General features: G+C 45.8%; 10 protein-coding genes. 5 read left to right on the top strand and 5 right to left on the bottom strand.

All coding sequences use genetic code 11. From position 1 onward, the window contains the following. Nucleotides 1–198 (bottom strand): hypothetical protein (locus H5185_RS13550; RefSeq protein WP_182742366.1); only part of this gene is annotated, 198 nt, incomplete at its 3' end. Nucleotides 199–553: 355 nt separating this feature from the next. On the opposite strand from H5185_RS13550, the gene arsD reads away from it, so the two are divergent. The 4 genes from arsD (at nucleotide 554) to arsC (ending at nucleotide 4,689) form a co-directional block, all read left to right on the top strand. After that, on the top strand, nucleotides 554–916 hold the full coding sequence (gene arsD / locus H5185_RS13545) for an arsenite efflux transporter metallochaperone ArsD (protein WP_011717273.1): 363 nt from the start codon (nucleotides 554–556) through the stop codon (nucleotides 914–916). A gap of 55 nt (nucleotides 917–971) precedes the next feature. After that, nucleotides 972–2,738: an arsenical pump-driving ATPase gene (gene arsA, locus H5185_RS13540; protein ID WP_182742365.1), complete on the top strand. Its 1,767-nt coding sequence runs from the start codon at nucleotides 972–974 to the stop codon at nucleotides 2,736–2,738. A gap of 70 nt (nucleotides 2,739–2,808) precedes the next feature. Further along, entirely contained in the window at nucleotides 2,809–4,092 is a 1,284-nt protein-coding gene (locus H5185_RS13535; protein ID WP_182742364.1) for an arsenic transporter, read from the top strand. 120 nt (nucleotides 4,093–4,212) lie between these two features. After that, the gene (arsC, locus tag H5185_RS13530; protein ID WP_011717276.1) at nucleotides 4,213–4,689 is read left to right on the top strand and encodes a glutaredoxin-dependent arsenate reductase; all 477 of its coding nucleotides are present in this window, start codon (nucleotides 4,213–4,215) and stop codon (nucleotides 4,687–4,689) included. A gap of 113 nt (nucleotides 4,690–4,802) precedes the next feature. Here the strand turns inward: arsC and H5185_RS13525 are convergent, their stop codons facing one another. From H5185_RS13525 to H5185_RS13510, 4 genes are all read right to left on the bottom strand, one after another. Next, a complete protein-coding gene (locus tag H5185_RS13525) occupies nucleotides 4,803–7,877 on the bottom strand; it encodes an efflux RND transporter permease subunit (protein WP_182742363.1) in 3,075 nt (1,024 codons plus the stop codon). Then, nucleotides 7,874–8,938, bottom strand: coding sequence for an efflux RND transporter periplasmic adaptor subunit (locus H5185_RS13520; RefSeq protein ID WP_220494459.1), 1,065 nt, complete (start codon nucleotides 8,936–8,938; stop codon nucleotides 7,874–7,876). Before H5185_RS13520 ends, H5185_RS13525 begins: the two co-directional genes overlap by 4 nt. 211 nt (nucleotides 8,939–9,149) lie before the next feature. Then, the gene (locus tag H5185_RS13515; RefSeq protein ID WP_182742361.1) at nucleotides 9,150–9,392 is read right to left on the bottom strand and encodes a thioredoxin family protein; all 243 of its coding nucleotides are present in this window, start codon (nucleotides 9,390–9,392) and stop codon (nucleotides 9,150–9,152) included. Between the two features lie 60 nt (nucleotides 9,393–9,452). Continuing rightward, nucleotides 9,453–9,761: a helix-turn-helix transcriptional regulator gene (locus H5185_RS13510; protein ID WP_011717282.1), complete on the bottom strand. Its 309-nt coding sequence runs from the start codon at nucleotides 9,759–9,761 to the stop codon at nucleotides 9,453–9,455. Nucleotides 9,762–9,925: 164 nt separating this feature from the next. Between H5185_RS13510 and H5185_RS13505 the strand changes: the two genes are divergently transcribed. Further along, the gene (locus tag H5185_RS13505; RefSeq protein ID WP_000019403.1) at nucleotides 9,926–10,906 is read left to right on the top strand and encodes an IS5-like element IS5 family transposase; all 981 of its coding nucleotides are present in this window, start codon (nucleotides 9,926–9,928) and stop codon (nucleotides 10,904–10,906) included. The last annotated feature ends 503 nt before the right edge of the window (nucleotides 10,907–11,409 follow it).

Below are 11,409 nucleotides of genomic sequence, written 5' to 3'. Positions count from 1 at the left end.
TGAGGTACAACCTTGGCAAGTCGTGGCTAGCCATTCACCCACGCCCGTTCTACGTAGAGACGCGGGTAATTCAGCAGCAATCCCCTCGACAATAGGTGTAAAAGATAAGGTTCCACCAATACCTGTTAATACCGTTCCCGCCGCAGTTGACTTGAGCAGCTGGCGCCGTCCCAAGTTGACTTGATTCTCTTTCTTCATTTTCCACACTCCTGATAAGGGCATGGAATTTAATATATATCTTTTGAGGTATATGTTTGCGATTTAGATCAATAAATACACATTATCCCTTTACTAAAATTTACAATTGTGAAGCCCTGCCGAAAAAAAACAAAATCCGTGAACAAGATCAACATAAAATCAATTAAGCAACCCCAACATATTCCTATGATTAATATAATTTTTATATATTTCAATCACGAATTCTCTCAAGGTATTTGACTCTGATTTTTTTAAGCGTATAGTACATATGGAATTTCATATATACAATCTAAGTGACTTTTTAAGGCGTTTATCGCCTCCTATTCAAATCAAAATTTTTTTACGAGGAACAGCCATGACTCATTTTTCGATATTCGATCCTGCTTTATGTTGCAGTACTGGCGTATGTGGTGCTGACGTTGATCAAACACTCGTTACCTTTGCCGCGGATTGCCAATGGCTGAAACAGCAAGGCATTACCGTCGAGCGATTCAACTTATCCCAACAGCCTATGGCATTTGTTGAAAATGCTCTGGTCAAACGCTTTTTAGACACCTCAGGTGCTGAGTCCTTACCCGTGATTCTACTGAATGGCGAGATGCTTTTAGCTGGCCGTTATCCGACTCGGCAGGAACTGGCCCGTTGGGCCAAAATCACTCTCGAAGCACCAGCCACAGAAGCGACGTCTTGTTGCAGTGGCAAGAGCGCTTGCTGCTAATCAACGAACTAAGGATAACAGCATGAAATTTATTAAACGAACTAAGGATAACAGCATGAAATTTATTAAAAATCTGCCCGCATTTCTCTTTTTTACCGGTAAAGGCGGTGTTGGTAAGACTTCGCTATCTTGCGCCACAGCAATCAACTTAGCCGACAAAGGAAAACGGGTGTTGTTGGTCAGTACCGACCCAGCCTCCAATGTGGGCCAGGTTTTTGGGCAAACTATAGGTAATCAACTTACCCCTATTGATAGCGTTGCTGGACTCACTGCTCTGGAAATTGATCCCCAAGCCGCCGCAGCACAATACCGTGCCCGGATTGTCGATCCCGTCAAAGGGATCTTACCGCCTGATGTGGTTCGCAGTATTGAAGAGCAACTCTCCGGTGCCTGTACTACTGAAATTGCCGCCTTCGATGAATTTACTGGCTTATTGACCGATGATTCATTACAGCAAGATTTCGATCATATTATTTTTGATACCGCGCCAACGGGACATACCATCCGCTTGCTCCAACTCCCCGGCGCTTGGAGCAGTTTTATCGAGGCGAACCCCGAGGGAGCATCCTGTCTTGGCCCATTAGCGGGCCTCGAAAAACAGGCGGAGCGTTACGCGCAGGCCTTAACAGCACTAGCCGATCCCGATAAGACACGCTTGATCTTAGTTGCGCGCCCACAGCAATCCACTCTGATTGAAGTGGAGCGCACTCACCAAGAATTACGTCAAGTGGGCCTTAAAAATCAATATCTAGTGATTAACGGCGTATTACCCCAAAACGCGGCACTTGATGATCCCCTTGCCAATGCGATCTACCGACGAGAACAAGCTGTACTCGCCAATTTATCCCCCATTCTCGCGGCATTACCCCATGAAAGCTTGCCGTTGCAATCCATGAACATGGTGGGTGTTACACCATTACGCCAACTCTTGCTGCCAGCGCAACCCAATGACTTACTTAACATTAATGAGCATGAGCAATCTGATCAAGGTAGCCATCCCCAAGTGCCAACACTGGATAACCTCATCGGTGAAATCGCTAAACAAGACCATGGCCTTATCATGTTGATGGGCAAAGGCGGTGTTGGTAAAACCACCTTAGCGGCCGCAATTGCGGTGAGATTGGCGGAGCTCGGTTTAGATGTGCATCTGACGACTTCAGATCCCGCTGCGCATTTAGAACACACACTTCATGGTCAATTAGCGAATTTGCAAGTCAGCAGAATCGATCCTGTTGAAGTCACCACTCGCTACCGTGAACAAGTGTTAGCCACCAAAGGCAAAGAATTAGATGCCCAAGGTAAGGCCTTGCTAGAAGAGGATTTACGCTCACCTTGCACCGAAGAAATCGCTGTATTTCAAGCATTTTCGCGGATTATCCGCGAGGCGGGTAAACGCTTTGTCGTCATGGATACCGCACCCACTGGGCATACCCTATTGCTACTCGATGCCACGGGCGCCTACCACCGTGAAGTCGCCAAACGTATGGGAGAAACGACTCACTATTCAACCCCTATGATGCAGTTACAGGACAAAGAGCGCACTAAGGTGTTATTAGTCACCCTACCCGAAACCACACCCGTGCTCGAAGCCGCTAATTTACAAGAGGATTTGCGCCGTGCAGGGATCGAGCCTTGGGCATGGCTTATCAATAACAGCCTCGCCGTTGCGAGAACAACCTCGCCACTATTAAAAGTGCGCGCTCGCCATGAAGTGGCACAAATCGACAAAGTACAACGGGGTTTAGCCTCTAGATTGGCATTAATCCCACTGCAGGAAGAAGAACCCATTGGTATTGAACGATTAAGCCAATTGGCAAAATAGCGTTAATGTGCCTCAATGGGCATTATTTTATGGTTATGGGCAGGCAATAGCTGCCCTTTTAGGAGGTTTTATGTGGTTGGCAGGGGCGATTTTTGTTCTCACCATAGTGTTAGTGATTTGGCAACCTAAGGGTTTAGGCATAGGTTGGAGTGCCACCTTGGGCGCCGTATTGGCCTTGCTATTAGGCGTAGTGCAGTTAGGGGATATTCCCGTGGTGTGGAATATCGTCTGGAATGCGACCGCCACCTTTATCGCCGTGATCATCATCAGTTTATTATTGGATGAGTCAGGATTTTTCGAATGGGCCGCGCTGCATGTGGCCCGCTGGGGTAAAGGTCGTGGCCGTTTACTCTTTACTTACATAGTGTTACTCGGTGCTACCGTTGCAGCCTTATTCGCCAATGATGGCGCGGCGCTGATCCTCACCCCAATCGTGATTGCGATGTTACTGGCGCTGGGCTTTAGCGCCGGAGCCACCTTAGCCTTTGTGATGGCCGCAGGTTTTATTGCCGATACCGCAAGTTTGCCGTTAATCGTCTCTAACCTAGTGAATATCGTTTCCGCGGACTTTTTCAAGATAGGCTTTAACGAATATGCCGCTGTAATGGTGCCCGTCGATATTGCCGCGATTAGCGCCACATTAGTGATGCTGCATGTGTTTTTCCGCAAAGATATTCCAGCCACCTACGACCTAGAAAAACTGCGCGAGCCTAAGGCCGCAATTCGCGACCTCAACACCTTTAAAACCGGTTGGGGAGTTTTAGTCTTCCTCTTAGTCGGCTTTTTTGGCCTAGAACCCCTCGGCGTGCCCGTGAGTTTAGTTGCTGCCGTGGGCGCGCTTATTCTGTTTGTGGTCGCCAAGAAAGGCCATGGGATAGATACCACTAAGGTACTGCGCGGCGCACCATGGCAGATAGTGATCTTTTCACTGGGTATGTATCTGGTGGTTTATGGTCTGCGTAACGCAGGCTTAACGGATTATCTATCTCACGTGTTGGACAGCTTGGCAGCACAAGGACTTTGGGTTGCCACTATGGGCACAGGTTTTTTAGTCGCCTTTTTATCTTCCATCATGAACAACATGCCAACCGTGTTAGTCGGCGCCCTGTCGATAGACGGTAGCAATGCAACCGGCGTGATTAAAGAAGCCATGATCTACGCTAACGTGATAGGCAGCGATTTAGGCCCCAAAGTCACCCCTATCGGCAGTTTAGCAACCCTGCTATGGCTGCATGTGCTGGCGCAGAAAAATATCAATATAACTTGGGGTTACTATTTCCGCGTCGGCATAGTGATGACAGTACCTGTGCTGTTTGTCACCCTAGCGGCACTGGCGCTGCGCCTCTCCTTCTGATCTATGACCATAGGCACTTAATCATCCATTTAGTGCCTATGGATAAATGTATAAGCGATTATTTATCAGAGAGAAGCTATCAGAGAAAAGTTATCAGAGAGAAGTTATCAGAGACATGTTATGGCAAATATCACAGACAACCATCTTGAAAAACAAAGCGTTGAAACACACAGCAGCATTAGGATTTACCATAATCCGGCCTGTGGCACCTCGCGTAACACTTTAGGCCTTATCCGCAATACAGGGGTTGAACCAACCATTATCCTCTACCTTGAGACGCCACCGAGCCGACAAACTCTGCTGCAACTGATTGCGGAGATGGGGATTTCGGTGCGCAGTTTACTGCGGCAAAATGTCGAGCCCTTTGCAGCATTAGGCTTAAGTGAAGATAAGTTTAGCGACAGTGAATTAATCGATTTTATGCTTGAGTACCCCATCCTAATCAATCGTCCCATAGTCGTTACGCCATTGGGCACTCGCCTGTGCCGCCCCTCGGAACAGGTGTTGGATATTTTACCTAATCCCCAACAGGGCGCTTTTACCAAGGAAGACGGTGAAGTAGTGATTGATGCTAATGGACAAAGAGTCGCTCAATAACGTTCCGTGTATAGATTGCGCTTTAAATGGCTCTAGAATCGAAAATGCCTGCAAAACTATCAGCTTTACAGGCATTTTTTACCTAATGAACACATTCATAACCATACTAAAACTTAAGCAACATCTATGGATGTTGGTTCTGGCGTAGATGCCATAAAAGTATACAAAACAGGCACTAGAAATAGTGCGACAAAAACGTTCAATAACAAGCCTCCGATGGCAGCAGCTGCCATGGGGCGCAATAGCTCACCTCCTTCTTCAAATGCTAATGCTAACGGCATAAATCCCAATACTGCGGGTAATACCGTCATCAATCGAGGCCGAAGGCGGCTCAAACCTGCATCAAATGTCGCTTTCAACAAGGTCATACCCTGTTGTTTTTGACGCTCAGCGGTTTGGATCAGTAACACACCATCAATAACATTGGCCGCTAGCACTATCATAGCCGCAATGATCACGGTAGCTCCAAACGGTTGACCTGCTAAGAAGAGCCCATATCCAATACCGGTAAGGCAAAAAGGTGCGGCAAATAAGATCACCAAAGGAAGGCGAATACTATTAAATTGTACCGCTAAGACAATAAAGGAAAAAAATACTGCATAGCCCAGAATACTTTGCACTGTCGTTTGCATTTGCGTCATTTGCAATGCCTTACCGCCTATCGAATAAGTGTATCCCGTAGGCCAAGTTGTCTCTGTAAGAATATTAGTGACCAACTCTTTTGCTGAGTTAAGATCCGTTGCTGACGGATCACAACGTACAATCACTTGTTTTATCTGGTTTTTTCTAATTATTTCAACAGGACCAGTTGCTGCGGTTACTTTAGCTACGTCTTTAAGGCGCACATAATGACCAGAAGGCGTGGCTATAGAAATATTTTCAACATCAGAGCGCGACCGTAACTGTGACTCAGGCATAATGATTCGGATATCATACAACTCACTCGCCTCTCGATAACGTGTCGGTACACTTCCATTAATGTAGCCGTTAAGAACGTGGGCAATTTCCTTAGTAGATAAGCCATGTTCGGCGGCCAGAGTCCTGTCAATATCAACTTGCCATTCAGGCTTCGAGGAATCAAGTGAGACATAGACATTGGTTAATTCGGGCCTTTCGGCTAATTTTGCCGCCAATTTATTCGCCACATCAAAAAGTGTATCAACTTCTGAGCCATTAATTTCAACTTCAATTTCGGCCTGTCCCACAGAGCGAATACCCCGCATCTTTGCCTGATTGACCGCTAATATCGCCCCCGGAGCTAGCAACTTAGCCACCTTAGGACGCAATTCTTTGATGTATTCCGTAGTAGTGATTTTGCGCTCACTGGAGGGGACAAGTTCAATATCGACTTCACCTTCATTGCCAATTTTATTGGTATACAGTCCCCTGACCGCACCACCTGAAAGCGCAAAAACACTGCGAACTCGCTGATCGCCGATCACTAATGCTTCAACTTGCTGTGCTATGGCATCCATGCGAGCTAAATTCGCCCCCGCAGGCATTCGAATTTTAACGACTATACGACCATCATCAACGGCAGGAAAAAATTCAGACCCTGCGGACTTAAACAGCAACACACCACCGATTGCAACACCAATAAATATAAATATAGTGGTTAACCTAAACTGCAATGCGCTATGCAACAAGGCGCCATAAGCCCAGCGTAAGCCATGGTTAATTTTCTCACTGAAGGCAAATTCGCGTTGATTGGCTTTTAATAACACGCCACCTAGCATGGGAGTCAGTGTGATAGCGGCAAGACCCGCGATGATCATCAAACCAAGAATAACTAGGACTAACTCTTTAAATAGTAAGGTGATTAGCCCTGGCACGAGTAAAAACGGAACAAACAGCGCTATAAAGGTCACTGTCGCTGCCATAATCGCCCCACCCACTTCCAGTGTTGCCTCCTCGGAGATGGATTGTGGGTTAGCCTTATCATGTAAACTACGCAGCCGGGAAATATTTTCAACCACAATAATTGATGTGTCGGGTAGCACACCAATCGCAACGACAAGACCACCAAGGGAAAAAATATTGAGTGAAAAGCCTGCGAGGTGCATTAAAAAGAAATTAACCAATAATGCAAATGGCAAGGCTATCGCAATAATTAACACTTGCCTTGAGTTACCTAAAAATACGAATAATACCAGCACAACCAGCGCCATAGCCTCTAAGGCCGTGTTACGAACACCACGGATAGAATCATTGATATAATCGGCTTGGTTTTCAACTAAAGTGAATTTGATATCCTTAGGAAAAGATGGCGCTAAATCCGCTAAACGGTCCTCAACATTATCTACCGTTGTGACAGTATTAGCGTCGGCTTGTTTAATCACGTTAACTTTAACCGCCGGATGACCATTTAAGCGGGTCAGCATACGAATGTCTTCGTGGCTATCTTTAACCTCAGCCACATCCCTAATGCGAACAATACTACCGCTACTATCACGGCTTAATACGAGATCTTGAATAACGGCTAATTGGCTAAACTCACCCATTACCCTCACAATATTCTCACGGTATTTGCCTGTCACTCTCCCGCCTACTCGTTGTAAGTTCTCTGCTGAAAGAACTCGCTCTAACGTGGTAAGGTCTAATCCATGGGCTTCTAGCTTTTCATCATCCACAAAAATACGAATTTCACGCTCAAGACCTCCAGCCACATCAATGGCTGCCACACCACTGGCGGATAAAAGTCGCTGAGTTAACCATGAGTCAATCCAAGTACGTAGCTGAGTCAAATCCATACTTTCTGATTCAAACACCGCTTGTACTATCGGTAATTGTGACGGATCTGCTTTGATGATGACAGGTGCTTCAATATCAACGGGAAGATTTTTGGTTGAACGATTAAATGCCGCTAATGTATCTTGATAAGCAACATCAACATCAACGCCGTAACGGTAATTGACATCCAGTTGGTATAAGCCCTCTATCGCGCTAGATGAAAGATAATCTAGGCCGTCTACGGAGGCCAGTTCACGCTCAATAGGATCGGCTAGATTTTGATCTATATCTTCAGGTGTCGCCCCCTGCCAAATAATCGATAGCTTTATCAGAGGATATTTAACCGAAGGTAAGAAATCGACAGGTAGCATATTCAGATTTAGCGCCCCAAAAATAGCTAAACCGAAAGCCAATACAGCCGTTGAAATTCGACGAGAAATAGCGGCTTTAATGATCATTTCACAACACCCGCGCTATTGTTTTTAGCGGGTTGCTCCAATACTCTTACTGCAGAGCCATTTTTCACCCGTTCAATGCCAGTTAGAACGATCTTCTCGCCCGCTTTCAGTCCCGATAACACTTCAATTTGATCATCCTGCTCTAGACCAGTTTCGACTAATCGTCGAGTGGCGATATTATCAGTCACCACAAACACACTTTTGTCATTTCCTTGCACTTGAAGCGCATCAATCGGTATGACAAGGGTATTTTCGTGTTTTTGTTGTATTGCACTGATCCGCGCAAACATACCTGGAATAAACTCATTTACAGGCAGCGCCGCCTCAAAAAGACGCGTACGTAACTTTCTATCTAAATCGGGATAAGCTCGAATAATCTCTAATTCAAATTCCTTCCCAGCAAGCCCATCAAAAGTGGCCCTGATTTTATGCCCCTTCTTGAGTACTAATGCTTGGGCTTCTACCACGCTAAAACGCAATACCAAACTATCAGGATCATACATTTCAACCATGGGACTTCGGGGAATAACGAAATGACCATCTGAAACCAAGACCTTAGATATAACCCCTGACCAAGGCGCGGTCACGATGTAATCATTAAGGGCTTGTTTGGCTTGGCTCAATGCAGCCTTCGCCTTTTCTAATGATGATATTGCTTCGTCTAGTTGTTCCTCAGGTAAAGTATGTTGCTTAACTAAGGTGTCAATACGCCTTAAATTCAATACTTGTTTACGTACTTCTTCTGCGGCAGAAGATTGAAGAGAGTCCGCCGCATGATTTCGACCAATGCGTAAAATCTCTTGTCCTAAATTGACAGTGTCCCCTTCACGCACCACAAGATTTAGAATCGGACCTTCTGCCGGAGAGGCCAAACTCGCCACTTTTGTTGGCTCAATCGTTCCGGTCAATACAATATACTGGCTAAATGTTTGCTCAGTGACATTAAAAAGGCTAACCGCAGGCGGGAGTTGCGAGTTTTTCGACGTTGACTTAACCATTATCTCTGCCGTTAATTTATTGTCAGCATCTTGTATTTTTGATGAAGAATTAAGCACAAACATTACTATCCCGATGAATAGAATAAAGGTACTTCCGACTATTAACACCAACGGTTTTCTCACAGAAAGTACCTCACAAGATAAGCATTGTTAGTATTAGCAGCTGATATGGTGCCAAATTGCTGATACCCCACCAACCCTAAGCCTACGCAAACAATAGTGAGCAGCAGGTAGCGGACAATTTTTTTAGCGTTCATGTCGACTCCTTAATACATTACGCTGTATGGGCTTTAAGCAAGGTCATGATCTCATCGACACTGGCAAGCCGTCCCGTTAGCGTTATTTGCTCGTCGACCACCAACGCCGGTGTCGACATCACGTTGTAGGCCATAATTTTTTCAATATCAGTCACTTTAGTTAGCTGGTAATCAAGATTAAGTGCCTGCGCCGCGGCATTAGTAGCCTCTGCCAATTTTTGACACTTGGTGCAACCCGTACCGAGAATTTTAATTTCCATGATTGATCCTTATTTGGTTACTTTGTTATTTTGCCATTTAACCAAATGATAGGTCTGAAACTACTCAATTAATGCGATCTGCTTCTGAATTTGTAGATCTAATAAACCATCAATGCAATGTAACGATGTCATTAAGCATGGCATGGTGAGACGATAAAAAATCTGCTTACCTCGTTTTTCCATATCCACAATTCCAGCATGGCGCAAAACGGATAAGTGCTTAGAAATTGTTGAAAAATCGACATCGACACCTTCAACAAACTCACAAACACATTTCTCACCCTGTGCAAGTTGCTCAACCATCCATAATCGCGTTGGATGCCCCAGTGCTTTGAAAATATTGGCTTTTACTATAATTCTTTGTTTCATTTTTATAAATTTCCACGACGGTTCTGCGAATGGAACAGTCGTCAGTATAAAATAATCAGCGCTAAAATAATGTAGGTAAACGAAGTTATGTGCTAGGGAAGGTGCGAACAAGTCCCTGATATGAGATCATGTTTGTCATCTGGAGCCATGGAACAGGGTTCATCATGAGTCATCAACTTACCTTCGCCGACAGTGAATTCAGCAGTAAGCGCCGTCAGACCAGAAAAGAGATTTTCTTGTCCCGCATGGAGCAGATTCTGCCATGGCAAAACATGGTGGAAGTCATCGAGCCGTTTTACCCCAAGGCTGGTAATGGCCGGCGACCTTATCCGCTGGAAACCATGCTACGCATTCACTGCATGCAGCATTGGTACAACCTGAGCGATGGCGCGATGGAAGATGCTCTGTACGAAATCGCCTCCATGCGTCTGTTTGCCCGGTTATCCCTGGATAGCGCCTTGCCGGACCGCACCACCATCATGAATTTCCGCCACCTGCTGGAGCAGCATCAACTGGCCCGCCAATTGTTCAAGACCATCAATCGCTGGCTGGCCGAAGCAGGCGTCATGATGACTCAAGGCACCTTGGTCGATGCCACCATCATTGAGGCACCCAGCTCGACCAAGAACAAAGAGCAGCAACGCGATCCGGAGATGCATCAGACCAAGAAAGGCAATCAGTGGCACTTTGGCATGAAGGCCCACATTGGTGTCGATGCCAAGAGTGGCCTGACCCACAGCCTAGTCACCACCGCGGCCAACGAGCATGACCTCAATCAGCTGGGTAATCTGCTGCATGGAGAGGAGCAATTTGTCTCAGCCGATGCCGGCTACCAAGGGGCGCCACAGCGCGAGGAGCTGGCCGAGGTGGATGTGGACTGGCTGATCGCCGAGCGCCCCGGCAAGGTAAGAACCTTGAAACAGCATCCACGCAAGAACAAAACGGCCATCAACATCGAATACATGAAAGCCAGCATCCGGGCCAGGGTGGAGCACCCATTTCGCATCATCAAGCGACAGTTCGGCTTCGTGAAAGCCAGATACAAGGGGTTGCTGAAAAACGATAACCAACTGGCGATGTTATTCACGCTGGCCAACCTGTTTCGGGCGGACCAAATGATACGTCAGTGGGAGAGATCTCACTAAAAACTGGGGATAACGCCTTAAATGGCGAAGAAACGGTCTAAATAGGCTGATTCAAGGCATTTACGGGAGAAAAAATCGGCTCAAACATGAAGAAATGAAATGACTGAGTCAGCCGAGAAGAATTTCCCCGCTTATTCGCACCTTCCCTAGACATTTATTTTTTAAATGACCTGAAGATCCTAATCAAGAATATTAGATCACTACAATAGATAACTATTGAACCACTCGATAATCACTCTTAATCTGTATAGTTGAAGTATAAGAAAAAGTAATGCTAAATCTGTGTAACTTACAATCAAGAAGAAACTACGCTGAATTGCTTTGGGGCATAAATGATTTGTATACCTTACTTGTAATTGGTGTGATTCAACTCTGAACTTGAGGCCGTTGAAGAAAATAGCGTGAGTCCTGACAGGACGTCAGGCTAGCTTTCGTTGGCCAGGGATGGCCTATCGGAAGCGTTAGCATTTTCGAATAAGTCCGAAGACGGTTACAAATGAAGT

This window comes from Shewanella sp. SG44-6 (assembly GCF_014164185.1).
Taxonomy (GTDB): domain Bacteria; phylum Pseudomonadota; class Gammaproteobacteria; order Enterobacterales; family Shewanellaceae; genus Shewanella; species Shewanella vesiculosa.
Note: the sequence above shows the minus strand (reverse complement) of the source record. Positions and strands in the feature narration are given on the sequence as shown.

Coding starts and splice junctions, on each gene's coding strand:
- arsA (WP_182742365.1), top strand. CDS start 972: ATGAAATTTATTAAAAATCTGCCCGCATTTCTCTTTTTTACCGGTAAA.
- H5185_RS13520 (WP_220494459.1), bottom strand. CDS start 8,938: ATGTTTGTGCTTAATTCTTCATCAAAAATACAAGATGCTGACAATAAA.
- arsD (WP_011717273.1), top strand. CDS start 554: ATGACTCATTTTTCGATATTCGATCCTGCTTTATGTTGCAGTACTGGC.
- H5185_RS13515 (WP_182742361.1), bottom strand. CDS start 9,392: ATGGAAATTAAAATTCTCGGTACGGGTTGCACCAAGTGTCAAAAATTG.
- H5185_RS13505 (WP_000019403.1), top strand. CDS start 9,926: ATGAGTCATCAACTTACCTTCGCCGACAGTGAATTCAGCAGTAAGCGC.
- arsC (WP_011717276.1), top strand. CDS start 4,213: ATGGCAAATATCACAGACAACCATCTTGAAAAACAAAGCGTTGAAACA.
- H5185_RS13525 (WP_182742363.1), bottom strand. CDS start 7,877: ATGATCATTAAAGCCGCTATTTCTCGTCGAATTTCAACGGCTGTATTG.
- H5185_RS13510 (WP_011717282.1), bottom strand. CDS start 9,761: ATGAAACAAAGAATTATAGTAAAAGCCAATATTTTCAAAGCACTGGGG.
- H5185_RS13535 (WP_182742364.1), top strand. CDS start 2,809: ATGTGGTTGGCAGGGGCGATTTTTGTTCTCACCATAGTGTTAGTGATT.